A 25,408-nucleotide genomic window follows, 5' to 3' on the forward strand; every position below is an offset into this window, starting at 1 on the left:
GCTACGGCTTGGGATAGACGCGGATGCCCGTCCACTTCCTCTCGGCATCGCCTGCGGCGATACGCGAGACCCCGCTCCAGTCCAACCTGTCCGGCTTCGATTGGGGCTACGGCTTGGGATAGACGCGGATGCCCGTCCACTTCTTCAGGATCACCTTTCCGGGCGCGTAGCCGCGGGGCTTGCTGATGTCGGCGATGCGGGCGAGGTGGACCTCCACCTTGCCGCCCTCCCGGGCCTTGCTGTGGTAGGCGGCCAGCTCCGCGGCGCGCTCGATCACGGTCCTCGGCAGCTCGCTCAGCTTGTCAGGGTTCCGGATGACGACATGGCTGCCGGGCACACTGGCCACATGCAGCCAGAAATCGGTGTTGTCGGCCACCTTGAAGGTGAGCTGATCGTTCTCGGCATCGCCCTTGCCGATGAGCACCTCGAACCCATCCACCATGACGCTGCGGAAGGCCGCGCCCTTGCCGTCCTTGCGCTTGTTCTCCGCCTGCATCCGCTTCGTCCCCTTCCCCTTCGCGGGGCCGCTGCCCTTCCCTGCGCCCTGGCCCTTTGGTTGTCTCGCGGACGGCGGTTCGGGTGCAAGGCCCCCGGCCTCCCGTTCCGCCCGTTTCGCCCAGGCGGCCCGTTCCCGCGCGAGTTCCGCTTCCAGCTCATGGAGCCGGGCCAGGCCCCGCTCGGCCTTCTTGGCCGCGGCGAACCAGGCCTGGGCCGCATCTTCGGCCTGGGCGCCCTCCGGCAACGGAATCCGCGTGCCATCCAGCAGCACCACCTCCCGGGTGGCGCCCTTGAGCCGGTAGAGCTCGGCGGAGATCTGCTGGGCCTGGCGCTTCAAAGGCAGGCTCGCCTGGTGCCGCGCCCGGTCCCGGGCCAGGGCCAGGCCCAGGCGCTCCAGGCGCGCGGCTTCGGCCTGGCGTGTCCGCTCCACAGCGGCCTTGGCGGGCCCCAGGATCAGCGCCTCGGCCCGGGCCTCGGACCAGACCCGGTGCCGCGTGAGCAGCCCGCCCTCGCCTTCCAGGACCTCGGGAATCTCCCCCGCCAGCGCCCGGTCAATGTCCGCCCCCCAGCGTTCCCGCCAGCGGCGGAGCGGCGGCGGATCCTCCCCGGCGGGTTCGGGAGCGGCGAGGGGAAAGGGGGAGCCCAGGCCCAACCGGGGGACCTGCACATCCTGGCCATCCACCCGGATGCCGGCGCGGCCCGGAATGGCCTGATAGGCCAGGCGCAGCGTCTCCAGTCGCCCTGTGATCGCCCGGCGCTGGAAGGAGAGGCCCATCCAGCGTTCGCGCGGATCCCCCTCCACGGCCCTCAGGCGGGCCCCTTGGAACCAGGGCCCCCAAAGCTTACCGCTGTCCCGGGTGGCCTCGGCCTGGAGGCGCACCCAGGCCGGGTGAGCGGTATCCAGCAGCCAGAGTTCCGGTTTCGGCTGCAGCAGCAGCACCCACCCTTCCGCCGCCTTCCGGCCGGCCCAGCGCAGTCCCAGCGCCCGGTTCGACACCCAGACGACCTCCACGGGGATTTCACCCCGCTCCCGCAGCCAGGCGCGGCCCAGGGCCAGGATCAGGGGCGCGTCCACCGCCCCCCCCTCCGTTGTTGTTTCCCGCCTGCGCCCGTCATGATGGGACACCCTCCAACCTCAGCATCCCATGGTCCGACTGGCCGTCGTCGGCGCCAGGGTTCATGCTCCTTCCCGAAATCATCGATACTGGAAGCTATGACGACTGCCCTACCAAAGGATTCCAAGGCGCTCCAGATCCTCCTGGTGGATGACAACCCCATCCAGCTGAGCCTGCTGCGCCACCTGTTCCAGCGCCATGGGCACACCACGCTGGAAGCCAAGAACGGGGCGGAGGCCCTCATCATCCTGGCCACCGAATCCCCGGATGTGGTGGTCAGCGACTGCGTCATGCCCCTGCTCGACGGCTACCAGCTCTGCCGTCTGCTGAAGGACGACCGCGCCACCCGCCACCTGCCGGTGCTCCTGCTCACGGCGCAGGGGGCCGGGCTGGCCCGCTTCTGGGCCAAGACCTGCGGCGCGGACCGCTTCCTGGTGAAGGGACGGGACCTGGATCATGTGGTGGAGGCCGCTGCCGCCCTGGTGGAGCAGTCCGGGCATCCCCGCGCCGCCCATGCCGTGCCCCGCCTGGCCCAGGAGAACTTCGGGGTGGACGCCATCCAGCGCCGCTTGGCCCAGGCCCTGGAGCAGCGCCTCGTGGAAACGGCCCTGCGCGACTCCATCGCCCGGCTCTACACCGCCGAGCACGACACCCTCCGGCTGATCCGGGGCTTCATCGAGATCCTCCAGGAGCTCGTGCTGCCGGGGGCCCTCCTGGTGGCCTACCTCGGCGAAGACGGGACCTGGTGCTACGGCGTCCACGGCTCCTCTGCCAGCGAAGAGGATCGCCGCGACCTCGAGAAGGCCATCCGGCAACACACCCTGGCGGACGCCAACGGGGAGTGCCACTGGCACCCGGTGGCCGACGACGAGGAGCGCCGCCGCAGCTTGCGGGACCCGGTCCTCCGCGTGCTGCCGGCCGTCACGCCCGGACACCCGGCCGTGAGTGCCCTGGGCTTCCTCACGGAGCGCCGGGCCGCCGAGGACTACGAGCGGCTCTTCGAGATCGCCGCCGAGGAGCTGGGCCGCCTGCTCAGCCTGGAAGATTCCCGCCTGCGCCTGTACCACCAGGCCATCCGCGATCCCCTCACGGGCCTCTACAACCGGCGCCACATCCTCGACATGCTCGACATGGAAGTCGACCAGTGCGGCCGCTTCGGGCAGAACCTGGCGCTGATGCTCATCGACCTCGACCACTTCAAATCCGTGAACGACCGCTTCGGCCACGCCGCCGGTGACCAGGTGCTCAGCGTCATGGCCCAGCGCATGTCGTTCGGGCTGAGGAAGGTGGACCAGGTCGGGCGGATCGGCGGCGAGGAGTTCCTCGCCTACGGCCCCCAGACGGACCTGGACGGCGTCCGCGCGCTGGCGAACCGCCTCCGGGAGCAGGTCGCCCTCGAGCCCATCCCGGGCCTGCCGGCCTCGGACCGCGTCACCCTGAGCATCGGCCTCACCAGCTGGGAAGGGCCCGAGGACACCGTGGAGCGGATGCTGTCCAGGGCCGACAAGAACCTCTACCAGGCCAAGGCCGAAGGCCGGAATCGGGTCGTCGGGTAATTCCCCTGGGGCCGCTTGACAGGGTTCGGCCCCCGGCTTCATGATTCCATACGCTTCCGTATGGAGACACCATGGATCCCGACGCCTCGAAGGATCACGCCGGTTCGCAGGAGCTTGCCGAGCGGGTGGCCCGCCTGGAGGCCCAGGTGGCCTGGCTCCTCCAGCGACAGCAGGTGCCGGTCGCACCCGCTGCGCCGGCTCCAGCACGGCCGATCGCCCCCGTGGCGCCTCGCCCCGCCGCACCCCGGAAGGAGCTGTCTCCGGTGGTCTGGATCGCGGGCATCGGCGCGGCCATCTTCCTCTTCGGGGCGATCTTCTTCTTCCGCTGGGCCATCCAGCAAGGCTGGGTGGGGGCGGAGCTGCGCTTCATCCTGGGCCTCCTGGCGGGCGGCGCGATCTCCGCCCTGGCCGCGAAGCTGATCCTGGGTGACAGCCGCCGCCTGGGCGTGGCCCTGCTGCTGGCGGGCCTCGGCACCCTGCAGTTCACCTTCCGGGCCGGGGCCATGGAATACCACTTCTACGCCGCCCCCCTGGGCCTCGCCGCCGCGGCCCTCGTCACCCTGCTCGCGGGCGGGCTCGCCGCCCGGAGCGCCAGCGGCGGCGCGCTCACCGTGACGCTGGTCTCCGGCCTGGCGGCCCCCCTGGTCTTCAGCCAGGGCGGTCACCATGAAGTGGCCCTGGCTGCCTATCTCGCCGTGCTCATGGCCGCCTCTCTGGCCGTGCCTTACCTCTCCCGCACGGGAGCCTCGTGGCATGGGACCCGCTGGACGGCCCTCCTCGGCGTCTGGCTCCTGCTCCTGCCGGCCTGTGCCGAGGTGCCGAAGGCGGATGCAGCCACCCTCGCCCTGCTGCTGGGCCTCCACCTGGCCCTCGCGGGCCTCTGGGCCTGGCTGCCGGGCCGCGAGGAAAAGCCCGGCACGCCGACCGCGCTTTGGCTCGTGGCCTCGATGCTGGCCACCTCCTATGCCTGGCTGCTGTGGAAGCGCCTGGGGCTTGCGCCCGAGGCCTTCGCCCTGCCCGTGCTCGCCGCAGCCGCGCTGAACCTGGCCCTGGTACAGCCGCTGCGAGGCCGCATGGAGAGTCGCCGAGCGGACTGGGGCCTGCTGGCCCTCGCCGCAGGGCACTTGGCCCTGGCCGTGCCCGTGGCCCTGGCCTGGCGCTGGGTGGGGCCGATCTGGGGCGCCTTCGCCCTGGGCCTGGCCTGGGCCTCCCTGAAGGCCGAGGCGGGCGACTACGCCGAGGAGGCCACAGCCCTTCGCTGGCTGGCGGCGGCCCTGGCGCTGCTGACCACCCTGCGGTGGGCCTTCCACGGCCTTGATGGCTTCCTGTTCCACACCCGTGCCATGACGCCCTTTCTCAATCCCGCCTTCGCGGAGGGTGCCCTGGCCTCGGCCGCCTGGTGGCTGTTGACCCGGCGCGGCGGCCCCTTGGGCCTGATCTCGTTCCTGGCCCTGGAAGTCACCGCCAATGTGACCCTGGCCTTCGAGGCCGCCCGGCTCGTCCAGCACCTGCAGACGCCCTCGACTCCGGGCTGGGGACCCTCCCGCGCGGCCTCCATCGCCATGACGCTGGTGTGGGCCCTCTCCGGCGCCTGGCAGTGGATGCGCAGCCTGAGCCACCGCGACGAGGCCCGGCGTGCGCTGATGATCGCCGGCTATGCCTGGATGGGCCTCGCCAGCTTCAAGCTCATCGCCTCGGACCTCGACCGCGCCGACACCCCGCTGCGCGCCCTCGCCTTCCTGGGCGTGGGCGGCATCGGCATGGCCGCGGCCATCCTCGCGAATCGCAAGCGCTCTGGGGAGCCGTCATGAACCACCCCGCCCCCAGGAACCGAACCGCCCTGCGGCTGGTGAGCCGATGCCTGTGCTTGGGCCTGGGCTTGGGCCTGGTCCTGGCCTGCGCCCGGGAGGACCGCGCGGCCCTGAACCGCCGCAGCATGGCCCCTTCTCCCCGCAGCGGCTGGGCGCGGCTCTCCCTGGATGCCGACGCCCAGCGGCAGATGAAGGGCGCCTGGATCGGCGACGAGGCCGGCAGGAGCATCCCCTTCCAGGAGGCCCGCGAGGGCCTGTGGGACACGCGGGCCCTGCCCCTGGAGAACCTCCTCACCGGCAGGAATGCCGAGGGCCAGCCCACGGCGGAGTTCTCGCTGCGGCTGCCCGAAGGCTGGAAGGTGGGCGAGCGGGAGACCCTCAGGCTCGACCTCGATCTCGAGGGCCAGACGCCCTGGGTGGCCCAGGTCCAAGCGGAACGACGGATCGAAGACGGAAGCCAAGGGGGCGCCTTCATCGCCTACGATCCCGCCGCGCCGCTCCACCTCTACGATCTCTCCCCCTCCGGCAGCCGCCGCACCCTCAACCTTCCCTGGGATGGCCACCGCTACCGCCTCACCCTCCTCCCCTCCCAGGGAACGGCCCCGCACATCCGCCGCGTGCAGGCCTACGCCGAGACGCGACCCGAGGCCCTGGAAGCCGAACTGGCCCTCGAGGGCACCCTTGCGCCCGAGCCCGGCCGACCGCGCACCTGGCGTCTGACCCTGCCGGACGCGGAGCGTGTGGTGGGCCTGGACCTGGTGCTGGCGCCCCCGGCAGCCCCCCTTCATCCCGAGATCCGTTTTGGGGACGGTCCCGAATCGGAGCGCGGCTGGGCCTGCCAGGATCTGGTGTGGAACCTCCCGGCCCTCGGCACGAGATCCAGCCGCATCGCTCTGGCACCGGTGCTGACAAAGACGCTCACGGTGAGCTTGCCCGAGGGCGCCGCGCCCCAGAGCCTGCGGCTCCTCGTCCGGCGGCAGACCCTGATCTTCCCGGCGGAAGCGGGCCGATCCTACGCCCTGCACCTCGGCGGCGAGGCCAAACCCGCCCCTGGCAGCCTCGGTGCCCTTCCCTCGCTCCGCGTCCTGGCCGCCACTGCGCCCCTCGCCCTGGGCCCCCGCGAACCCGACGATCAGGGCATTCCCCACCGCATCGGGGCCGACCAGCGCGCCCGGCCCTGGATGCCCTGGATCGCCGGTCTCGCCATGCTGATCCTCGGAGGCCTCGCCTGGCGGTTGTTCGGGCGGGCCGAGCACCCCCAAGCATGAAGTTTCGCACCTGCCTCTGGATGGGCTTGGCCCTGGCAGGACTGGCCTGCCGCTCGCCGCTGAGTGACCTTCAGATCCAGCGGGAGAGGCCCGCCCTCTCCCTGAGTGTCGCGATCGAGGACCACAGCCGGAAGCTGGCGCGGCTGCAGGAACCGCTCGGGCAGGTGGATTCGCCCGCCTCCCGCCGGGCGGCCCTGGAAGGCCACCGCCAGGCCTTCGAGGCCGAGCTCCGGGCTGAGGCTGCCGCGCGTGGCCTTCGGCTGGACCCCGGCGCGGACCTTCAGCTGGACCTGACCATCACCAGCCTGGGGGAAGTTCGGGCCAAATACATCGCCTGGGGCATTGTCAGCGGCGTGGCCTGGGGCGCCGGGGTTGGCCTGCTCGCCCATGACACGCGCCTCGCAGTGGGACTTGGCACCTACGAGCTGCTGGAGGAAAGTGCCTTCTGGATCGGCGGGTCCATGCTCATGGGCCGCTGGTCCTCCCCCGCCGTAGTGGAGGCGGGCTTCACCCGCAGAGGATCAGACAAGCCCCTGTGGGACGAGACATACTATGTGTTGTGGGCCCGCAAGGAACTGGGAGCCCTGCCCGCGAATGAGCAGAACCGGCGCGAGCGCCAGCTGCAGGCCTCGCTCCGCAAGGCCATGGGCAAGCTGTTCAAGGACCTAGAAGCCATCCCCGGTTTTCCGGCAGGCGGGATGAAGTAGACGGGCGCCCCTTCAGAACGCGATCTCGGCTTTCTGGAAGGCGGACCGGACGGCTTGCCAGGCCCGCTCCAGCTGCAACTTCTCGTGTTCCCATTCGAAGTCGGCGGAACTTTTCAGGCGCATGACTTGGGCGCTGGCCTCGTTTCTCTGTAGCTGCAGTTCATCCGTGATGCGATCAAGTTCCAGCCTGGCCGAAGCCTCCACTCGCCGCGCGTTAGCCCGATACTGGCCGATCAGCGCGGTCCATTCCGCCAGCTGCGCTTCAAACCGTTCGAGATCGGCCCGTCGACTCGACGCGGTCGTCGTGCTGGGCGGGAGGGCTTTTTCGGATGTGTGCATGAACGGCCCCTTTCCCTCGCGGCACCATACCGCTCTCTCGATGCAAGGAAGGTCTGCGCCGACTCCCGATTCTGAAGCGGCGTCCTGTGAATGGCTTCATCTCCGGGGAGAGAGTTCAAGTCACATGCCAAAGCGCATCGGGCGATACGACGAGCCGTATTTCGCTCAGTAGACTGACATTGGACAGCACTGCCCCGGGCGGTGGTTTTACCGTCCGAAACAGCCCACCGCGCCATGAAGCGGAATCGTCAAATGTGACGGACGCGTTTCCGGTCAGGGGCGGCGGATGCCCTCTTTGCGCATTCGACCGCGGAGGGTGCTCGGATTGATGCCGAGGATGTGGGCGGCCCCATTGTCCCCCTCGATCCGCCAGTTCGTTCTCCGCAGCACCTGGCTGATGTAGTCACGCTCCAGTTCCACCAGAGCTCTGGTCCCGCCCTGCTCTTGAATCTCATCCTGGCCCCTGGCCGGATCCGGCGCATTGAAGTGATCCAGCACCTGCAGGGTCGCGCCCTGCGAGACGATCGTGGCCCGCTCGATCACGCTTTCCAGTTCCCGGACATTGCCGGGCCAGGCGTGCGCCATGAGGCGGTCCATGGTCTCGCTCGTGACATTCCGGATGTTCTTGCCGAGCTTCCGGTTGAACTTCTCCAGGAAATACTCCACGAGCAGGGGGATGTCCTCCCTCCGATCTCGGAGCGGCGGGATGGTGATGGGGAAGATGTTGAGCCGGTAGAACAGGTCCTCGCGGAAGCGCCCCAGCCGCATCTCCTCGTAGAGGTCCCGGTTGGTGGCCGCGATGATGCGGACATCCACCTTCACGGTCCTGGAACTTCCCAGGCGGCTGAATTCGCCGTCCTGAATTACATGCAGCAGCTTGGCCTGCAGCTCGAAGGGCAGGTCTCCGATCTCGTCCAGCAGGATGGTTCCCTTGTCGGCCATCTCGAAGCGGCCCAGCTGCTGCGCACTGGCGCCCGTGAACGCCCCCTTCTCCCGCCCGAACAGCTCGCTTTCGATGAGGCTTGCGGGAAGGGCCGTGCAGTTGACCATGACGAGCGGGCGGTTCTTCCGCAGGCTGCGGTTGTGGATGGCGCGCGCCACCAACCCCTTGCCGGTGCCCGTTTCCCCAAGGAGCAGCACCGTCGAATCCTGCGGCGCCACGGCCTCCACACGGAAGAACACATTCTCCAGGCAGCGGCTGTGTCCAATCACTTCGCCGAAGTGGTAGGTGTGATTGATCTCGTGGAACGGATAGATGTCCGCGGACTGGATGCGGTCCTTCAGTGCCTGGATTTCAACCTCGGCCTTGTGCAGATCGTTTTCCGCCTTCCGCCGGAGGGTCATCTCCTGCGTGAGGAGATCGCCACCGGGATCGGCCGCGGCCGGGCACGGGCAGATCCGCTTCCCCCAGGTGATGTCCGAGTGGATGCTGACCGCACCGATGATCTTCCCCTTCGCCAGGATCGGCGCCGCCGTCGCCCGGACCGTGATCTCTTCTCCGGTTCCGGCGTGAACGGCCAGCAGAACCTCCGTGACCTTTTCGCCCTTGAAGGCCCGCGTGACCGGGTGCTCCTCTTCACGGAGAGGGAGCAGATTCTTCGGCCATCGCAGCAGGAATCCCTCACCCCTCCTGCCGTATCGGCTCCGCAGCTCGTTGATGGAGGAGACGCCGAGCATCCGCACAGCAGCGTTGTTGCAGCGCGTGATCCCATCCCTGGTGAAGATGAAAACGGCATTCGGCGTGGTGTCCAGAATGGCGTTTATCTCCGTGCGCTTTAATAGGAGCGCGGAAACATGCGCTGAGAAAAGCCTCCGCTTTTTCACCTGGATCACCTCCGACCGGATCCCAGCCTCGGCCCTGACGGCTCGACGAATGGTGTAGGGGGCAGGCTGCGTAAGCATCAATGCCTCAACAGATCCGTTGATTACTCAACGGTCATTAATGAGTGTAGGCCTTTCTCCATCAAGGGAACCCCCCGAAGTTCAAATCCCCAAAAAATTTCCCGATGGCCTTCCTCCGCCGCGGCCACCCTCCTGCCCGTCGCATTTGACGGTTCCGCGCCATGGCGCGGTGGGCAGCGGCGTGGCGGCCTCACCCATGGCTCCGGTCAGGGAAGCCTCAACTCCAATCCTTGAAACGAGATGATGGCTCCGTTTGTGTCTCTTTTTTTTTGGTACGCAACTTGACACATATGGTTCGCAGTTGTTTTTAACTCTTTTTAAATCATCTTTTATTTTGAACCTACCTCCTGATCGGACTGGGCCATGACCAGCAAAAAGGCCATGTTGATTGACATCTCCCTCTGCGTGGGCTGCAACGCCTGCCAGTCGGGATGCAAAGAGGAGAACGGGCTTCCGCCTCAAGAGGAGAAATACCTTTCCCTCACGGCCTACACCGCGCTCACCAAGTACAACGACCTCTATGTCCGTCGCATGTGCCAGCACTGCGATGTACCCACCTGCGTCTCGGTCTGCCCCGTGGGCGCGCTCACCAAGTCCAGCACCGGTCCGGTGTCCTACGACGGCGAGAAGTGCATCGGCTGCCGCTATTGCCTCCAGGCCTGTCCGTTCCATGTTCCCAAATACGAGTGGAGCAGTACCAAGCCCTCCATCCGCAAATGCAAATTCTGTCCGTCCCGGATCGCGAGCGGACGGCCGACAGCTTGTGCCGAGGCCTGCCCCACCGGGGCCACGAAGTTCGGCGACCGCGATGAGTTGCTGGCCGAAGCGGCTCTCAGGATCAAGGCCGAGCCGGGGAAATATGTGCCCCAGATCTACGGTGAGCAGGATGTCGGCGGCACCTCGATGCTGTATCTAAGCCCCGTTCCCTTCGAACAGTTGGGCTTTGATTCACGGCTGGGGAAGGCCCCCATGCCCATGTTGACGATGAGCGCCCTGTCCAAGGTCCCCAATGTGCTTTCCGTGGGGGGCGTCCTGCTGGCGGGTGTCTGGTGGATCACCAACCGACGCACCGAGGTGCAGGCCTACGAATCGTCCCTGAAGAAGGGAAAGAACCAAGAGCGCGAGGACGACGAATGAGAACCCTGAGCGTGCCGCATGTCACCGGGTGGCGCCCCATCGCCATCATCCTCATCCTGGCCGGAGCCCTCGCCGCCGTGGCGCGCTTCGCCCTCGGGCTCGGCGCCACCACCAACCTGAGCGACGAATTCCCCTGGGGTCTCTGGATCGGCTTCGACTTCCTGGGGATCGGCCTCGCCGCGTCGGGCTTCACGATCGTGGCTGCCGTCCATCTCTTTCACGCCAAGGAATACGAGCCCATCGTCCGGCCCGCCATTCTGACGGCCTTCATCGGATACCTCCTCGTGGTCCTGGTGCTGATCATCGACTTGGGGCGGCCGGATCACTTCTGGCATCCGCTGGTCATGTGGAATCCCCACTCCGTCATGTGCGAGATCAGCTGGTGCCTGATGCTCTACACCACGGTGCTGTCGCTGGAATTCGCGCCCATCATCCTGGAGAAATTCAACATCCATTCGCCCATCAAGTGGATTCACGCCGTATCCCTGCCGTTCATGATCTTCGGCGTCCTGCTGTCGACTTTGCACCAGTCCTCGTTCGGATCGCTCTATCTGATCGTCCCGAACCGCCTGCACGCCCTTTGGTACACGCCCCTGCTTCCAGTCCTCTTCTTCATCTCGTGCATCGCCTCTGGGCTTTCCATGGTCGTCCTGGAGTCACTCATCTTCTCCAGGAACGGACGGCCCTTCCTGCCCACGCGGCTCCGGGCCAACCTCGCCAAGGCCATCGCCCTGGCGCTGGCGGTCTACTTCGTGGTGCGGATCCAGGACCTCCTGACCCGGGGCGCACTCCACGACATGACCACCCTGACCTACTACAGCGTGGCGTTCTACGCCGAGCTGCTGGTCGGATTCGTGATTCCCTTCGCCCTGCTGGTCTTCGAGAAGGTCAGGACTTCGCAGACAGGCCTCTATTACGCGAGCTTGATGGTGGTGCTCGGCTTCGCCTTCAACCGGATGAACACGGCCATCACCGGGCTGGAGCGCTATCCGAGCCAGACCTATTTCCCGTCCATCATCGAGATCTTCATCATGCTCGGCATCACGGCCGTGGGCTTCTGCGCCTTCTCGTTCATCGCCGAATACCTTCCCGTGTTCACCGTCGAAGAAGCAGGCGCCGGTCCCCGCCAGGACGCTGCCCAGAGCGTCGAAAAGGAACCCCTGTTCGCGCCTCCCGAGTGCGAAGACCCCCACCCTTCGTAAGCGGCCACGCTCCCCCACCCCATTCTCGAAGGAGGTTGACATGTTCGATCTCGCCAACTGGCGGAATCCCGAAACGCTCATGTTGAACATCACGAACGGCATTCTCGGCCTCGTCACCGTGGGGCTGATCGTCTGGATCTGCGGTTCCGCCATCTACGAGCATGTGGCGGCCGGTCATAAACCAATCGCCAAGCTTTAACCAAGGGAGCCGCCATGACCGTCCTGCTCGTCATGTTCCTGTTCCTCGCCTTCGTCGGAACCGATCATGTGGTGCGCCTGGCCACGCGGCGGGCCGCGGCCCGGCGGGCAGCCGCCAAGCTCGGGGAAGCCGCGAGGATCGCCCCCCCGCGCTACGCGGAATTGACGAAACGGGCTGTCGGCTGAGGGGTGGCCCGCCCCTCAGATGACAGGCCCGAAGGCCGGGACCAGAGACGGTCCCGGCCTTTTTCGCGAATCAGGCCTCCGTCGGGGTTTCCCGCAGGGCGGATTTTGGCCGCAGCTGCACCAGGGCCACCGCCGCCAGGATGACGGCCATGCCGAGGATCTCGCGCGGGCCGAAGGCCTCGTGCAGGATCAGGGTTCCCAGTAACACGGCCACGAGGGGGTTCAGGTAGGCATAGGTGCCCATCTTGGCGGGGGGCCAGGCCTTGGCCAGGTAGATGTAGGCGGAGAAGGCCAGCACCGAACCGAAGAGGGCCAGATAGGCGACCGCACCCAGGGCCTTCGGGGTGACGGGCCCCCGCAGGAACCCGCCCGTGAGCGGCGCCAGGGCCAGCCCGATGACGGCGGCCGTGGCCATCTGGATGCCCACATTGGTGAGCAGGCTGCCCCCGTGGACGAAGCGCTTGCCATGCAGAGTGCCCCAGGACCAGATGCAGGGTGCCGCAATCAGCGCCGCCAGACTTCCGCCATGGATCCGCAGGCCGCCCGTGGGCCACACCAGCACGCAGACGCCCGCCAAGCCCAGCAGGAGGCCCACCCAGCCCTTGGCGCCCAGGGGGTCCTTCGCCATCGAGAAGACCGCCAGCCAGAGGGGCACCAGCGCGGCCAGGACGGCGGCGAGCCCCGAGGAGACATGCAGTTCGGCCCAGGAGATCAGGGCGTTGGAACAGCCCAACAACAGGGCTCCCACGACCATGAGATGGCCAACCTCGTTCAGGGGCGGCCACGCCTCACGGCGCAGCCTCCCGAGCCCCAGGGCCAGGAGCGAGGCCACGGAGAACCGCGCCGCCACCATGCCATAGGGCGTGAAGGACTCCAGGCCCAGGGCGATGGCGAAGTAGGTGGAACCCCACACCACAGCCACCGTGAGGTAGGCGAGCCAGGCCAGCATCAGTCGGTCCCCTTGCCGGCCTCGCGCTCCACGCGGCAGACCCGCAGATGGAAAGCCTCGTACCACCGCTCATGGCCCAGGCGCTGGGCTACCGCATGCTCCGCATTCGCCTTCCAGGCCGCGATGGAGGCTTCGTCCTTCCAGTAGGAGACCGTGATGCCGAAGCCCTGCGCGTCCCGGGCGCTTTCCACGCCGAGGAATCCCGGCTGGGCGCTGGCCAGTTCCAACATGCGGTCGGCCATGCTCCCGTACCCGAGGTCCCCCTCGGTCCGCTGGCTGCTGAAGATCACCGCGAAGTACGGTGGCCGCGGGGTGGCTGCGATCACTTCTTGGCCTTCTTCCCCGACCCTTCGATGGGGAAGGGGCTCGGCCCGGCCTTCTCCCAGTGCGTTTCCAGCACGATGGTGGTGCGCGTGGTGACCATCGGGCCCAGGGCCCGGATGCGGCGCAGGCGCTCGGCGATGCCCGCCGGCGTGTCCGCCACGACCTTCAGCATCAGGGCGTCCTCGCCCGCCACCGTGTGGGCCTCCAGGATGTCGGGCTCATCTTCCAGGGCCTTGATGAACCGCTGTTCGATGGCCTCGTTGTTGTCCTTGTAGCGCACGGCCACGAACGCCACATTGGGCTTGTTCACGGCCGCGGGCGTCACCCGCGCCCCGTAGCCTGCCAGCACGCCATCGGCCTCCAGGCGCTTCACCCGGTCGATGATCGTGGGACGGCTCACGCCCAGCCGCTCGGCCAGCTCTGCGTGGCTCATGCGGCCCTCCTGCTGGAGCAGGGCCACCAGGCGCCGGTTCAGGTCGTCTTCCATCAGCAGCTTCGCCATGGGGGCTCCGGACAAAAGGGGGAAGGCTTCAGTTGGACATTATGACAGTAGAACCCACGATAAGCATGACGACCCGTCAATGGCCTCGAAGGCGGTAAAATGTGGAAAGAGGTGCCCATGGACTTTGCCCGACCCTTCACCGACCAGAGCTTCTTCCTCATCGCCGGGCCCTGCGTCATCGAGAGCCGGGAGCATGCCCACCTGATGGCCTCCAGCCTGCGGGACCTGGCCGAGGCCCGGGGCATCCCCTTCATCTACAAATCCAGCTTCGACAAGGCCAACCGCACCAGCCGGGAGAGCCACCGCGGGCCTGGTATGGAAGGCGGCCTCGACATCCTCGCCGAGATCCGCAGCCGCTACGGGGTGCCCGTGCTGACCGATGTGCACGAAAGCGACCAGTGCGCCCCGGCGGCCCAGGCCGTGGATGTCCTCCAGATCCCCGCCTTCCTCTGCCGCCAGACGGATCTGCTCCTCGCCGCCGCCGCCACGGGCCGCACCGTCAACCTGAAGAAGGGTCAGTTCCTCGCGCCCTGGGACCTCAAGCACGGCGTGGAGAAGCTCCAGTCCGTGCCGGGCCACGGCCCCGTGTGGGTGACCGAGCGGGGCTCCAGCTTCGGCTACGGCAACCTGGTGGTGGACTTCCAGAGCTTCCCGCACCTGCGCAAGACCGGCTGCCCCGTGGTCTTCGATGCCACGCACAGCGTGCAGAAACCCGGGGCCCTGGGCCATGCCACCGGCGGGGCCCGGGAGATGATCCCCAGCCTGGCCCGGGCCGCCGCCACGGCCGTGGACGGCTTCTTCTTTGAAGTGCATGACTGCCCCGAGAAGGCCTGGAGCGACGGGCCGAACGCCATGCGGCTGGAGCAGTTCGGCGCCCTGCTGGACGAGCTGCTCATCCTGTGGAGGGCGGGCCGGGCCGCGGTGCTGCAGGATGCCGCGGGCAAGTGAGGGGGACGCGATGGCCGAGGTGCTGAAGGCCGCGATTGGCCTGGAGCTGCGCCCCTTGAACCTCCGCGACGCCCCGGCCCTGTTCGCTCTGGTGGACGCCAACCGCGACCGGCTGCGCCGCTGGCTGCCCTGGCCCGACGCCAATCAGTCGCCCGCGGACTCCCGGGCCTACATCCTGAAGATGCGCGCCCAGGTGCGGGCGGGGATCGGCCAGTCCTTCGGCCTCTGGTGGAAAGGCGGGCTCGTGGGCGTTGCGGGCTTCAACTGGATCGACGCCGCCAACCGCAGTGCCGCCATCGGGTACTGGCTGACGGGGGCGGCCGAAGGGCGGGGCCTGATGACCGCCGCCGTGGCGGCCCTGCTCCGCCATGGCTTCCGCACCTTGAAGCTCAACCGCATCGAGATCCGCGCCGGGGTCTGGAACCGCCGCAGCCGCGCCATCCCCAAGCGCCTGGGTTTCCGCCACGAAGGCACCCTGCGCCAGGCGGAGCACTTGGCGGACCGCACCGTGGACCACGCCGTGTACGGGCTGCTGGCCTCGGAATGGCGCCGGCGCTAAACCGGCTGGGATCCGCCCGGTAGCCTCTCCATGCGACGCCTCCTCCTCGCCCTGTCCCTGTCTGCCCTGCCCCTGATGGCGCAGTCGGTCCTGGTGTCGGTCATCCGCCAGCCTCGGGCCACCGCCGCGGAGTTCACGGTGCCCATCACCGATTTCCAGGTGCGGGACCGAGGCGACCTCACCCACCTCCACCTGGGCGTCGGCCTGGGCCTGCGCCATTGGGACGACGGCGACAATGCCCTCCGCTTCGTGGTCGATGCCAACGCCACCGCCCATCGCACCTTCATCGGCCTCGGCGCCATCGTGGAGGTGCCGCCCGGAGAGGGGGGCTTCATCGGCCCCCGCCTGAGGATCGGCTGGGCCTTCCACCCGGCCTGGGCCCTCAGCCTGGAAGGCGAGCACCTGGAGCGACCCTTCACGGACGGCCTCAGCCCCCGCCGCCGCAGCAACCTGGGCCTGGCCCTGACCACCCGGTTCTAGGAACCCGGGCCGGCGTCCGCTACTCCACGCCCGCCGCGTAGGTGAGGTTGAGCAGGGCCATGGCGCGGGTGACCTTGCCCACGCTGTTCTTGGTGGTGTCGGTATAAGGGATGCCCCGGCGGTCCAGGGCCTCGTAGTCGAAGTTCCCATCGCCGCTGAGGTCGAAGCAGAGGGCCCCATCCTTGATCCAGTCCGTGCGGATCTGGTACCCGGGCGCCGGCACGGCGCTCACGATGACATCAGCCATGCGGATGAAGCCTTCCAGGTGCGTCTGGTTGGTGGCGGCGTGGCAGAGGATGGGCGTGCCCTTCAGGTTGGCCACCATGGCCGTCAGGGGGCGGCCAATGCGCAGGCTGTCGTTGATGACGAGCACGGTCTTGCCCGCCAGCCAGTGGTCGCCGAAGCCCCGCTTGAGGGTCTTCACGATGGCCCGGGCGGTGCACGGCGTCATGCACCGGTGCTGTGATCCGTCATCCAGGCGCTTCCGGTACTTGGTCAGGAAGCCGATGTTGATGGCGTGCAGGCCCTCGATGTCCTTGCTGGGGTCCACCAGATCCATCACCTCGTCGTCCTTGATCTCGGGATAGCGCAGGGGATAGAAGATGAACACGCCGTGGGTCTTCTCATCCTGGTTGAGGCGGGCGATGAGCTTCACCAGCTGCATGCCGTTCTCCACCCGCAGGTCCGCCGCGGCGATGCCCAGGTCCTCGCAGTCCTTCATGAGCCAGCGCTGATAGGTGACGCTGCCGGGGTCGTGGCTGCCGAGGATGACCCCCAGGCCCGGCGAGAAGCCCAGCTTCTTCACATTGGAACGCACCAACTCCAGGTAGTGCCGGGCGGTTTCCTGGCAGTTGAGCTTTCCCGTAAGGGCGGTGGGCATCTGGCACCTCATCCTCCAGTCTATCGAAACCGTCGACTCCCGCGGCGGGGGCGCCGATCTATCCTGGTCCCATGCGCCCGCCCAGACCCGACCCCGCCGAGCTTCAGCGCCGGCTCCGTGCCGCCTACCCCGATGCCCACTGCGCCTTGGATCACGCCGATCCGTTCCAGCTGGTGGTGGCCACCATCCTGAGTGCCCAGTGCACGGATGCCCGCGTGAACCTCACCACACCCGCCCTCTTCGTCCGCTATCCCGACGCGGCCGCCCTGGCCGAGGCGCGCCCGGCGGAGCTGGAAACCCTCATCAGATCCACGGGCTTCTACCACAACAAGGCGAAGAACCTCATCGGCCTGGGACAGGCCCTGATGGCCCGCCACGGCGGCGTGGTGCCCTCGGATCCCGCGGCCCTCGGGGCCCTCCCGGGCGTGGGCCAAAAGACCGCCAATGTCGTGCTGGCCAACGCTTTCGGGGTGCCCGCCCTGGCCGTGGATACCCACATCTTCCGCGTGGCCCGGCGCCTGGGGCTGTCCAAGGCCGCCACCCCCGAGAAGGTGGAAGCGGATCTTTGCCGCCTCTTCCCGCGGGAGGACTGGATCGAGCTCCACCACCAGCTCATCTTCCACGGCCGCCGGGTGTGCGATGCCCGGAGGCCGGACTGCGGGGCCTGCCCCCTCCTGGACCTCTGCCCCACGGGACAAGGGCAGATGAAGGATCCGCACCTGGGAGTCCGGCTGGCTCCGCCGGCCGCCAGTCCTCAGCCTTCCGCCCTCCGTGTTCAGGGAGCAGAAACCGGCACGATGGCTCCCGTGGAGGGCCCCCTGCGCATCATCAGCCTGGTCCCCTCCGTCACGGAGCTGCTGGTGCAATGGGGCCTGGCGACGCGGATTGCAGGCCGCACCCGCTACTGCATCGAGCCCCGGTGGATCCGCAACACCGTTCCCGCCGTGGGCGGCACCAAGGATCCCGACCTGGACCGCATCCGGGACCTCGCCCCGGACCTGGTGATCCTTGAGCGGGATGAGAACCCCAAAGGGGTTGCCGACGCCCTCACGGCCCTGGGCATCCCCTGGCTGGCCCTGGAGATCCGCACGCTGAAGGACTGCGCCGCGGCCTGGCGCGAGCTCGGAAGGCGGCTGGGCGTTCCCGAGGCCGGGGAGGCCCGCGCCGCGGTCCTGGAGGCCTCCCTCAAAGGCCGCCGCCGCAAGGGCCCCCGCGCCCTCGCCCTCATCTGGAGAGAGCCCTGGATGAGCTCAGGGCCCGACACCTACCTGGCCGACCTGCTGCGCCAGGGGGGATTCACGCCCGCGGGGCCGGACCGCTATCCCGTGCTGTCCGATGACGATCTGGCGGCCCTGGCCCCGGAGCTCATCCTGCTGCCCACGGAGCCCTACCCCTTCAACCGCCGCCATCAGTCGGAACTGCAGAAACGGTTCCCGGCGGCCACCGTGCGGCTCGTGGATGGTCAGGCCCTGACCTGGTACCTGAGCCGCACCGAGGCGGGGCTCGACCTGGTGCGGAGCTTCCGGTAGCGTGAGGGCACTCCCCACGAGGTCCCCATGCCGCGCCTGCTCTGCAGCCTTCTCCTGGCGTCCCTGGGCCTGAGCGCCCAGGGCATCTACAAGAACGCCAACTCGCCCACCGATCCCATCTGTCCGAGGGTGAGCCGGGAAAAGACGGCCCTCAACTACGGAGCCGCGGCTCCGGGCACCACCGGCGGCCAGGTCGGCGCCGACAGCACGGGCCTCCTCTCCTACCAGCAGGGCCGCCAGTTCTTCCCCCAGGGTCAGCGCAAGTCCGTGGCCGCCTTCGCCGCCTACGACGCCAAGGGCAAGGGCACCTCCGTGGCCGCCCTGAAGGGGAGGATCGTCCTCGTCGGCCTCTGGAGCGTCCGCTGTGATCCCTCCGCGAAGATGCTCATGGAGTTCGCCTCGCTCTACCCCAAGCGCGATCAGTTCGGCTTCGACATCCTCGCCGTGAACTTCGACGAGAACCAGCAGGACGGCGGCGGCATCCAGGGCGGGTGGCGCGCCATCAACACCTTCATGGCCAAGAACCGCCAGTTCTTCGAGGCGTCGAAGATGCCCGTCTACACGCCCGGCCTCGGCAAGGAGGGCCCCTCCAACTTCATGGACATCGTCCATTCCCTCCCGGCCCTGTTCGTCATCGACCGCGAAGGGAACCTGGCCCAACTCCACATCGGCTACAAGGACGGCTTCGTGGGCGAGGCCATCCAGTGGGCCCTGCGGGAGCGGCCCCTGCCCCCGGCTCCCCCAGCAGTCCCAGCGACGGAACCCGTCAAACCCTGACCCGGGAAAGACCTCACCTTTCGAGGTATTCTGTCCGGCGAGGCCGAACCGCCTGCCGGAGGATCCATGCCCCTGCCCCTGATCTGCCTGATGACGGCCCTGCCCGCGCTGCAGGCGCCGGCTCCCGCGACCGGGGCCCAGGCCGTGCTCGAGGCGGCCCGCGCCAAGGCCAGGTCGGTGACGGCGGCGCGCACCGCCCACATCCAGGCCGGGAAGAACACCAAGGATTTCCGTGGTGACTGCGCGAAGGAGCTGGCGGACCTCCAGGCGCGCCTCGCCAGTGAAACGCAGGCCGAGGTGCGCGAAGCCCTGTTGGTGAGCACCCTCTTCCACCTGCAGCTGGCCAAGACGGAACCCACCGCGGCCCTCCTGGCCCAGGTCCAGAAGGAAGTGCCTCCCACCGCCGCCGCCTGGAGCCTGGATCCCGGCCTGCTCACAACCCGCGCCGCGGCCGATCCCAAGGGCTGGAACGCCTATGTGGCCGAGGCCCGCGCCAAGCATGCCGACGCGGGACTGCGCCGGACCCTGCTCTTCGACCACTTCCTCGGGCGGCTGGAAGCCGGCGACGAGGCCGGCTGGAAGGCGGCCTTCAAGGCCATCCGCGTCCAGTTCCCGGACGGCCCCCTGGTTCAGAGGGCCCAGGCCTTCCTGGATGCCGAGGCCAAGACCGGCCTGGGCCGTCCCGCCCCGGCCTTCAGCCTGAAGGCCCTGGATCAGCCGAAGGTCACCTATGGGCTGGAGACCTTCAAGGGCAAGTTCGTGCTCATCGACTTCTGGGCCACCTGGTGCCCGGACTGCCGCGTCGAGATGCCCGGCCTGCACGCGGCCTGGGCGAAGTTCAAGGCCAAGCCCTTCGAGATCCTGTCCTTGTCCTTCGACCGCAGGGTCGAACACATCGCCCCCTACCGCCAGCTGGCGGCGAGCCCCATGCCCTGGAAGCACGCCTTCATCGAGGGGGGGTTCCAGAGCCCCGTGGCCGCCACCTACGGCGTGATGAGCATCCCCAAGGCCCTGCTCATCGGCCCCGACGGAAAGATCGTGGCCAGCGGCGCCCAGCTGCGCGGCGAGCAGTTGGAGAAGACCCTGGCGAAGTTCCTGGGGGACTGAAGCCGCTCGCGGCTTCAGTTGGAGAACGGCCCGCGCTGCGGGCCGTTTCTCATTTTCCCTCGAGCCAGGCCTGGATGGTCCCGGGCTTCTGGAAGCCCAGGATGCGGCGCAGTTCCTTGCCCTCGGCATCCAGCAGGAGCACCGTCGGGTAGCTGCGGATCTGCAGCTTCGCCGCCAGGTCCTTCCGCTTGGCGTCGGTGTCGATGCGGATGGGGATGGCGTGTTGCGCGATCCAGGCCTTCAGGGCCGGATCCGGCCAGGTCTTCTCGTCCAACTCCTTGCACTGGGCGCACCAGTCCGCGTAGATGTCCACCAGCACCACCTTCTGCTCGGCCTTGGCCCTGGCCAGCGCGCCTTCAAGATCCTGCTCCAGCCAGCCGGCATGCTCCTCTTTCGCCACCACCGCACTGCCCTTGGGCAGCAGGTCCACCCCCAGGAAGGTCTCCACGGTCCGCACGCCCAGCAGCAGGGCCAGGGCCAGCAGCAGCAGCGCGAAGCCCTTCCGCAGCTGTCCCACCAGGCCCGCGGCCGCCTCAAAGGCGCCGAAGACCGCCGCACCCGCCAGCATCACCACGGTCCACAGGGCGAAGTTCAGCCAGCCCGGAACCACGAGCCGCACATTCCAGGCCGCGAAGCCCAGCACCACGAGCCCCATGCCCTGCTTGAAGCGCGTGAGCCACTCGCCGCTCTTGGGAAGGCCCGCCGAGAAGGTGCCCACGGCCAGGAACAGCACACCCATGCCCAGGGCGAAGACGAAGAGCTGCAGGCCGCCCAGCCACACGACCCCCTGCTGGGCGATCCCCACCAGCACGGCGCCGATGACCGGCCCCACGCAGGGCGCCGACAGCGGTCCCAGCACCAGGCCCATGAGGAAGGCCCCGCCGAAGCCCTTGCGGGAACCGTCACCCTGGAGCTTCATGGCCAGGCTCGGCGGCAGGGCGATCTCGAAGGCGCCGAAGAGCGAAAGCGCGAAGGCCGCGAACAGCAGCGATACCGGCACCAGGAAGGCCGGCTTCTGGGCGAAGGCGCCGAAGGCTGCCCCACTCTTGGCGGCCAGTACGCCCAGCGTGGTGTAGGTCACCGCCATGCCCAGCACCAGCACCGCCGACAATGCGAAGCCCCGGGCCTTGCCGCCGCCCTTCGCCCCCACGATGGCCATGGTGATGGGAATCATCGGATACACGCAGGGCGTCAGGGAGGCGCCCATGCCGGCCAGGAAGACCAGGAGCAGAGACCAGACCAGACCCGAGTGCTCCTGCCCGGTCGCAGGCGCCGGCGCCACCACCGGATCGGCGGCGACCGCCTTCGGTGCTTCCTCAGCCTTTTCTTCGACCGGAGGAGCCACCGGCTTCTCCGGTGAAACGACCGCAGGGGCGCCAGCAGGAATCTCGGACGCTTTCACCTCGAGCGTTCGCGTGGTGGGCGGGAAGCAGACCCCGCCCTCGCCCTCGGTGCAGGGCTGGTAGGTCACGGCCAGCGTCACGGTGCCGCGGAGGCCTTCGCCGCGCACAGGAATCCGCACCGTGCCATGCCAGATGCCGTCGCCGATCTCATCTTTCGCCTGGGTCGGCGGCACGGGGCCCGCCTGGAGGGTGCCGGGGCCTCCCTTCTTCACCACTTCCATGAAGGCCGCTTTCAGGTGCGCACCGGGCGGCACCGTCAGCACCACCGCGCCCTTCTGGAAGGTGAGGTCCACCTGCCTCACCGGATCGAAGGCCGGGTCCGCCCTCTGGGCCCAGGCCGTCAAGGCCAGCAGCAGGCTCATCAGCAGCGTCTTCAGGCTCCGCATGGATCCTCCCGGAAGGCCCATCTTAAGCCATCGACATGCGCGCCACGGCCGGATTCAGCACCGGCCACCGGCCACCCCGGTGGAACCTGGAGTCTCAGAAGACGCTAAGAGAGCCCGCCGGCGGCGCGCTGGACGAAGTTCGGCAGACCCATCTGCTCGATGAGGTCCAGCTGCGTCTCCAGCCAGTCCACATGCTCCTCTTCGCTGGCGAGGATCTCGCGGGCGAGGTCCCGGCTCACATAGTCCCGGATGCCCTCGGCGTAGGCGATGGTCTCCCGCAGGTCCTTCATGGCGTCCATCTCCAGCGCCAGATCGCCCGTCAGCACTTCCTTGGGGTTCTGCCCGATGCGGAGCTTGTGGAGGTCCTGCATGTTCGGCAGGCCTTCCAGGAAGAGGATCCGCTCCAGGAGCCGATCCGCATGCTTCATCTCGTCGATGGATTCCTTGTACTCGTGCTCGCCCAGCTCCTTCAGGCCCCAGTTGCGACACATGCGCGCATGCAGGAAGTACTGGTTGATGGCCGTGAGTTCGTTGCGGAGGAGCCGGTTCAAGTGCTGGATGAGGGTTGCATCGCCTTGCATGGAGCCTCCCCGGGAAAGGGGCTCACGATAGCGACTTTTGCCGATTCTTCACAATGACTTTTCAACTCGCCTTGGCGACTTCGGTGGCTTCGCCCCAGGCCGGCCGGCAGCGGCCACGGCAGCCCCAGGGCGTGGCCAGGGGATCGTGCCCCACGCGCACGGGCTCTCCCGCCCGAATGGCCAGGACGGCCTCCGCCATGAACCCCAGGCAGCGCCGGCAGTCGGGTCGCGCCTCCAGTGCCTCGAAGACCTCGTCGACCGATTCCGCGCCGCGCTCCCGCACGGCCCACTGGACCTGGTCATCGGTGATGGCGTTGCAGACGCAAAGGAACATGCCCGAACCTCAGAGATCCAGTTTAGAATAGTGCGATAGAGTCTCAATATTAAAAATCGTGATTTCCAGCACAACCGGTAGCCTGGAGCCATGAGCAGAACGCCGAAGCGAGGCACCATCCTGTCGGAACCGGAGCCCGGAGGCCCGGCGTGACGCAGCCCTTCCCCTGGTCCGACCCGCTGCTGGCGCGCCTGCGCGCCCACCTGGCCGGCGAACCCTTCCCCCGGGACGCGGCCCACGACCTGGGTCACATCCTGCGGGTGGCCCGCCTGGCCCAGGCCCTGGCCGAGGCCGAGCATGCGGAGGTCGACATCTGCGTCGCCGCCGCCCTCCTCCACGACCTGGTCTACCGCCCCAAAAACCACCCGGAATCCCCCCGCACGGCCCAGCTGGCCGCGGAGCTCGTACCCCAGTGGTGCCGGGAGACACCCGGCCTGGAGGCGAAGGCCGAGGCCATCGCCGCGGCGGTGGCCAGCCACAGCTGGAGTGGGGGTCTGGTTCCCACCAGCCTGGAGGCCGCCGTGGTGCAGGATGCGGACCGTCTGGAGGCCCTGGGCGCCATCGGCATCGCCCGGGTCTTCGCCACGGGCGCCAGCTTCGGAGCCGGGCTCTGGCATTCCGAGGATCCCTGGGCCGCGAGCCGTGAACTCGACGACAAGCGCTGGAGCCTCGACCATTTCGAGCGAAAGCTCCTCAAGCTCGCCGCTGGCATGAAGACCGCGGCGGGGCGGCGGCTCGCCGAGGGCCGCCAGCGGACCCTGCTCGCCTACCTCGAGGCCCTCCGGGCCGAGCTTGCCGGCGACCACGGATAGCTATACTTCCCCATGGCCTTCACCCTTTCCCTCCGGCGTCCCTTCGTGGCCGACCACTTCCACGACCTTCCCGGCTTCCAGGAGGATCGCCACGGCCACAACTGGGAGGTGGAGGCGGCCGTGGAGCTGGCCTCGGAGGCCGATGAACCCGCGTTCGCGAAGGCGCTGGAGGCCTGGACCGAGGGCGTGGACTACCGCCTGCTGAACGGACTGGAGGCCCTGTCGAAGCGGAACCCCACGGCCGAGGCCCTCGCCGAGATGGCCTTCCGCCACCTGCAGGCGGCCGCCCTGCGGCCCCGCTGGGTGAGGATCCGCGAAAAGGCCAACTACTGGGCCCTCTGCCGGGGGGACGGGGCCTCATGAACCGCCCCCGCACCGCCATCCTGGTCCGGGGCCTGATCCCAGGCCTGGCCCTGGTCGCGGTCCTGGTCTCCTGTGGACGGCAGGCGGTCCAGGCGCCACCGGTCCTGGCTTCCAGCGTGACGGTGGCCGCTCCGGCGGTTCCCTGGACCTGGTATCCCCTGGGCGGGCTGGCTGTGGTGGAAGGCGAGGTGACCGAACCCACGCAGCTGGTGCTGGAGGGGCGTTCCATTCGCGAAACGCGCTACGCCGAAACCGGGCCCGTGCGCTGGGAGTTCTTCCGCCCGCCCCCGGACGAGACGGCCGTGCTGCGCACCGCGGAGGGCCGGGAGCTGGCCCGCTTCGAGTTCTCGCTGACGCCCGCCCGGACCCCGGCCCCCGTGGCGCAACCGGCACGGCCCCGGCCCCTGCGCCTGGCGAAACAGGCGCCACCCGCGCCCCCAGCCCGCGAGGCGGCCTCCCCCCAGAGTGTGGCCCGCCTGGAGCCCACCCCGGTGCCTCCGCTGACCGGACGGAAGGCCGGGGGGCTGCCCCACGCCCAGCCCTCGGAACCGACCCGACCGGAACCAGCGGCACCCGAATCCGCCCGCACCTGGACCCTGGTTCATCCTGGAGGCACCCCCACGCCGCCCCTGACCGGGCGCAGGCCGGTGACACTTCCCCTTTCGCCCGATCTGGAGCCCGCTCCCAAGGCCGCCTCCCGCACCGCGGTCCCCCGACTGGCCCTCCCTATCTCGCCCGGGACCAACACACCCGGGATCAACCTGGCGCCCTGGCCCGGCATGGGCGAGGCCCTCAACCTCACCCGCGGCCCCGGCGGACAGCGGCGACTGCTCCTCAGCTTCGACGGCGGATCCTCGTCCGAAGTCGCGGCCGAGATCCTGGATGCCCTGAAGGCCCGCGGTGTGCGGACCACCCTCTTCCTCACCGGCGCCTTCATCCAACGGTACCCGGCCCTGGTGAAGCGCATGGCTGCGGAAGGCCACGAGCTGGGCAACCACACCATGCACCACCCGCATTTCGCGCCGGGGATGAAGCGCGATCCCCAGTGGACCCGGGAGCGGGTGCAGAAGGAGCTGCTGGAGGCCGATGCCGCCCTGGTGCGCCTCCTGGGCCGCCCCATGGATCCCTTCTGGCGCGCACCCTATGGCGAACACACGGCGGAAATCCGCCGCTGGGCCGAGGAGCTCGGCTATCGCCATGTGGGCTGGAGCGAGGGGGCCGACACGCTGGACTGGGCCACTCCGAAGGAACGCCGCCTCTACCGCAGCGGCGACGCCATCCTCCAGCGCCTCCAGCAGCGCCTGAACCGGGATGGCGACGGCCTCATCGTGCTCATGCACCTGGGCTCGGGGCGCGCCGAGGCGGATCGCCCCTCCGCGGGCCTCGGCGCCTTCATGGACCGGGCCCGGAACGAGGGCTGGACCTTCGTCCCCGTGAGCGCCTACCTCCGGGACCTGGGCAAGCCCACCTGGAATCCGCAGCAGCGTCTCTCCTTGCTCCAGGCCCCGGGATCCGCCGTCCCCGCGCGCTAGCGCCCGTGCCGCTGGGCTACACT

Annotated in this window: 27 protein-coding genes; 17 read left to right on the top strand and 10 right to left on the bottom strand. The window is 68.6% G+C overall.

Annotation, left to right across the window (positions count from 1 at the left end; translation table 11 throughout):
- Positions 1 to 106: 106 nt before the first annotated feature.
- Complete coding sequence (locus QZ647_RS13570; RefSeq protein ID WP_291272673.1) at positions 107 to 1,573, bottom strand: NFACT RNA binding domain-containing protein; 1,467 nt, start codon at positions 1,571 to 1,573, stop codon at positions 107 to 109.
- 138 nt (positions 1,574 to 1,711) lie between these two features.
- On the opposite strand from QZ647_RS13570, the gene QZ647_RS13575 reads away from it, so the two are divergent.
- The 4 genes from QZ647_RS13575 to QZ647_RS13590 all read left to right on the top strand — a co-directional run bounded on the left by QZ647_RS13575 (position 1,712) and on the right by QZ647_RS13590 (position 6,955).
- Positions 1,712 to 3,169 (top strand): diguanylate cyclase, encoded by a 1,458-nt coding sequence (locus QZ647_RS13575; protein ID WP_291272674.1) that lies wholly within the window; start codon positions 1,712 to 1,714, stop codon positions 3,167 to 3,169.
- Positions 3,170 to 3,240: 71 nt separating this feature from the next.
- A complete protein-coding gene (locus QZ647_RS13580; protein WP_291272675.1) occupies positions 3,241 to 4,980 on the top strand; it encodes a DUF2339 domain-containing protein in 1,740 nt (579 codons plus the stop codon).
- Positions 4,977 to 6,248, top strand: a complete 1,272-nt coding sequence (locus tag QZ647_RS13585; RefSeq protein ID WP_291272676.1) for a hypothetical protein — start codon at positions 4,977 to 4,979, stop codon at positions 6,246 to 6,248. The genes QZ647_RS13580 and QZ647_RS13585 overlap by 4 nt, the downstream gene beginning before the upstream one ends.
- Positions 6,245 to 6,955, top strand: coding sequence for a hypothetical protein (locus QZ647_RS13590; RefSeq protein WP_291272677.1), 711 nt, complete (start codon positions 6,245 to 6,247; stop codon positions 6,953 to 6,955). The genes QZ647_RS13585 and QZ647_RS13590 overlap by 4 nt, the downstream gene beginning before the upstream one ends.
- Positions 6,956 to 6,967: 12 nt before the next feature.
- On the opposite strand, the gene QZ647_RS13595 is transcribed toward QZ647_RS13590, so the two are convergent.
- Together QZ647_RS13595 and QZ647_RS13600 are read right to left on the bottom strand one after the other, a co-directional pair.
- Positions 6,968 to 7,294 carry a hypothetical protein gene (locus QZ647_RS13595; protein ID WP_291272678.1) on the bottom strand — a complete coding sequence of 109 codons (327 nt, stop codon included), beginning with the start codon at positions 7,292 to 7,294 and terminating at the stop codon, positions 6,968 to 6,970.
- A 273-nt stretch (positions 7,295 to 7,567) separates the two neighbouring features.
- On the bottom strand, positions 7,568 to 9,196 hold the full coding sequence (locus QZ647_RS13600; protein ID WP_291272679.1) for a sigma 54-interacting transcriptional regulator: 1,629 nt from the start codon (positions 9,194 to 9,196) through the stop codon (positions 7,568 to 7,570).
- A gap of 363 nt (positions 9,197 to 9,559) precedes the next feature.
- Between QZ647_RS13600 and QZ647_RS13605 the strand changes: the two genes are divergently transcribed.
- Genes QZ647_RS13605 through QZ647_RS13620 form a run of 4 tightly spaced genes read left to right on the top strand, consistent with a single transcriptional unit; the run spans position 9,560 to position 11,919 of the window.
- The gene (locus QZ647_RS13605; RefSeq protein WP_291272680.1) at positions 9,560 to 10,333 is read left to right on the top strand and encodes a 4Fe-4S dicluster domain-containing protein; all 774 of its coding nucleotides are present in this window, start codon (positions 9,560 to 9,562) and stop codon (positions 10,331 to 10,333) included.
- Positions 10,330 to 11,535, top strand: a complete 1,206-nt coding sequence (nrfD, locus tag QZ647_RS13610; protein ID WP_291272681.1) for an NrfD/PsrC family molybdoenzyme membrane anchor subunit — start codon at positions 10,330 to 10,332, stop codon at positions 11,533 to 11,535. Before QZ647_RS13605 ends, nrfD begins: the two co-directional genes overlap by 4 nt.
- A gap of 40 nt (positions 11,536 to 11,575) precedes the next feature.
- Positions 11,576 to 11,734 (top strand): hypothetical protein, encoded by a 159-nt coding sequence (locus tag QZ647_RS13615; RefSeq protein WP_291272682.1) that lies wholly within the window; start codon positions 11,576 to 11,578, stop codon positions 11,732 to 11,734.
- Positions 11,735 to 11,748: 14 nt separating this feature from the next.
- The gene (locus QZ647_RS13620) at positions 11,749 to 11,919 is read left to right on the top strand and encodes a hypothetical protein (RefSeq protein WP_291272683.1); all 171 of its coding nucleotides are present in this window, start codon (positions 11,749 to 11,751) and stop codon (positions 11,917 to 11,919) included.
- A 70-nt stretch (positions 11,920 to 11,989) separates the two neighbouring features.
- Here the strand turns inward: QZ647_RS13620 and QZ647_RS13625 are convergent, their stop codons facing one another.
- Genes QZ647_RS13625 through QZ647_RS13635 form a run of 3 tightly spaced genes read right to left on the bottom strand, consistent with a single transcriptional unit; the run spans position 11,990 to position 13,694 of the window.
- A complete protein-coding gene (locus QZ647_RS13625) occupies positions 11,990 to 12,868 on the bottom strand; it encodes an EamA family transporter (RefSeq protein WP_291272684.1) in 879 nt (292 codons plus the stop codon).
- Complete coding sequence (locus QZ647_RS13630; protein ID WP_291272685.1) at positions 12,868 to 13,194, bottom strand: antibiotic biosynthesis monooxygenase; 327 nt, start codon at positions 13,192 to 13,194, stop codon at positions 12,868 to 12,870. The genes QZ647_RS13625 and QZ647_RS13630 overlap by 1 nt, the downstream gene beginning before the upstream one ends.
- A complete protein-coding gene (locus QZ647_RS13635) occupies positions 13,191 to 13,694 on the bottom strand; it encodes an Lrp/AsnC family transcriptional regulator (RefSeq protein ID WP_286354761.1) in 504 nt (167 codons plus the stop codon). The genes QZ647_RS13630 and QZ647_RS13635 overlap by 4 nt, the downstream gene beginning before the upstream one ends.
- Before the next feature lie 117 nt (positions 13,695 to 13,811).
- Here QZ647_RS13635 and kdsA point away from each other — a divergent pair, with 117 nt between their 5' ends.
- Genes kdsA through QZ647_RS13650 form a run of 3 tightly spaced genes read left to right on the top strand, consistent with a single transcriptional unit; the run spans position 13,812 to position 15,681 of the window.
- Positions 13,812 to 14,642, top strand: coding sequence for a 3-deoxy-8-phosphooctulonate synthase (kdsA, locus tag QZ647_RS13640; protein ID WP_291272686.1), 831 nt, complete (start codon positions 13,812 to 13,814; stop codon positions 14,640 to 14,642).
- Positions 14,643 to 14,652: 10 nt separating this feature from the next.
- Positions 14,653 to 15,201 carry a GNAT family protein gene (locus tag QZ647_RS13645; RefSeq protein WP_291272687.1) on the top strand — a complete coding sequence of 183 codons (549 nt, stop codon included), beginning with the start codon at positions 14,653 to 14,655 and terminating at the stop codon, positions 15,199 to 15,201.
- Between the two features lie 30 nt (positions 15,202 to 15,231).
- Positions 15,232 to 15,681 (top strand): hypothetical protein, encoded by a 450-nt coding sequence (locus QZ647_RS13650; RefSeq protein ID WP_291272688.1) that lies wholly within the window; start codon positions 15,232 to 15,234, stop codon positions 15,679 to 15,681.
- A gap of 19 nt (positions 15,682 to 15,700) precedes the next feature.
- Here the strand turns inward: QZ647_RS13650 and QZ647_RS13655 are convergent, their stop codons facing one another.
- Positions 15,701 to 16,561 carry a bifunctional 5,10-methylenetetrahydrofolate dehydrogenase/5,10-methenyltetrahydrofolate cyclohydrolase gene (locus QZ647_RS13655; protein WP_291272689.1) on the bottom strand — a complete coding sequence of 287 codons (861 nt, stop codon included), beginning with the start codon at positions 16,559 to 16,561 and terminating at the stop codon, positions 15,701 to 15,703.
- A gap of 71 nt (positions 16,562 to 16,632) precedes the next feature.
- On the opposite strand from QZ647_RS13655, the gene nth reads away from it, so the two are divergent.
- From nth to QZ647_RS13670, 3 genes are all read left to right on the top strand, one after another.
- Positions 16,633 to 18,090 carry an endonuclease III gene (gene nth / locus QZ647_RS13660; RefSeq protein ID WP_291272690.1) on the top strand — a complete coding sequence of 486 codons (1,458 nt, stop codon included), beginning with the start codon at positions 16,633 to 16,635 and terminating at the stop codon, positions 18,088 to 18,090.
- 27 nt (positions 18,091 to 18,117) lie between these two features.
- Entirely contained in the window at positions 18,118 to 18,867 is a 750-nt protein-coding gene (locus QZ647_RS13665) for a TlpA disulfide reductase family protein (protein ID WP_291272691.1), read from the top strand.
- A gap of 66 nt (positions 18,868 to 18,933) precedes the next feature.
- Entirely contained in the window at positions 18,934 to 19,974 is a 1,041-nt protein-coding gene (locus QZ647_RS13670; protein WP_291272692.1) for a TlpA disulfide reductase family protein, read from the top strand.
- A 49-nt stretch (positions 19,975 to 20,023) separates the two neighbouring features.
- Here the strand turns inward: QZ647_RS13670 and QZ647_RS13675 are convergent, their stop codons facing one another.
- The 3 genes from QZ647_RS13675 to QZ647_RS13685 form a co-directional block, all read right to left on the bottom strand.
- Positions 20,024 to 21,763, bottom strand: coding sequence for a cytochrome c biogenesis protein CcdA (locus QZ647_RS13675; RefSeq protein WP_291272693.1), 1,740 nt, complete (start codon positions 21,761 to 21,763; stop codon positions 20,024 to 20,026).
- Between the two features lie 104 nt (positions 21,764 to 21,867).
- The gene (gene bfr / locus QZ647_RS13680) at positions 21,868 to 22,344 is read right to left on the bottom strand and encodes a bacterioferritin (RefSeq protein WP_291272694.1); all 477 of its coding nucleotides are present in this window, start codon (positions 22,342 to 22,344) and stop codon (positions 21,868 to 21,870) included.
- Between the two features lie 61 nt (positions 22,345 to 22,405).
- Entirely contained in the window at positions 22,406 to 22,678 is a 273-nt protein-coding gene (locus QZ647_RS13685; RefSeq protein ID WP_291272695.1) for a (2Fe-2S)-binding protein, read from the bottom strand.
- A 149-nt stretch (positions 22,679 to 22,827) separates the two neighbouring features.
- Between QZ647_RS13685 and QZ647_RS13690 the strand changes: the two genes are divergently transcribed.
- The 3 genes from QZ647_RS13690 to QZ647_RS13700 are packed head-to-tail and all read left to right on the top strand — an operon-like array spanning position 22,828 to position 25,385.
- The gene (locus tag QZ647_RS13690; RefSeq protein ID WP_291272696.1) at positions 22,828 to 23,490 is read left to right on the top strand and encodes an HD domain-containing protein; all 663 of its coding nucleotides are present in this window, start codon (positions 22,828 to 22,830) and stop codon (positions 23,488 to 23,490) included.
- A gap of 12 nt (positions 23,491 to 23,502) precedes the next feature.
- On the top strand, positions 23,503 to 23,853 hold the full coding sequence (locus QZ647_RS13695; RefSeq protein ID WP_291272697.1) for a 6-carboxytetrahydropterin synthase: 351 nt from the start codon (positions 23,503 to 23,505) through the stop codon (positions 23,851 to 23,853).
- Positions 23,850 to 25,385, top strand: a complete 1,536-nt coding sequence (locus QZ647_RS13700; protein ID WP_291272698.1) for a polysaccharide deacetylase family protein — start codon at positions 23,850 to 23,852, stop codon at positions 25,383 to 25,385. The genes QZ647_RS13695 and QZ647_RS13700 overlap by 4 nt, the downstream gene beginning before the upstream one ends.
- Positions 25,386 to 25,408 lie beyond the last annotated feature (23 nt).

This window comes from Geothrix sp. (genome assembly GCF_020622065.1).
Classification (GTDB): domain Bacteria; phylum Acidobacteriota; class Holophagae; order Holophagales; family Holophagaceae; genus Geothrix.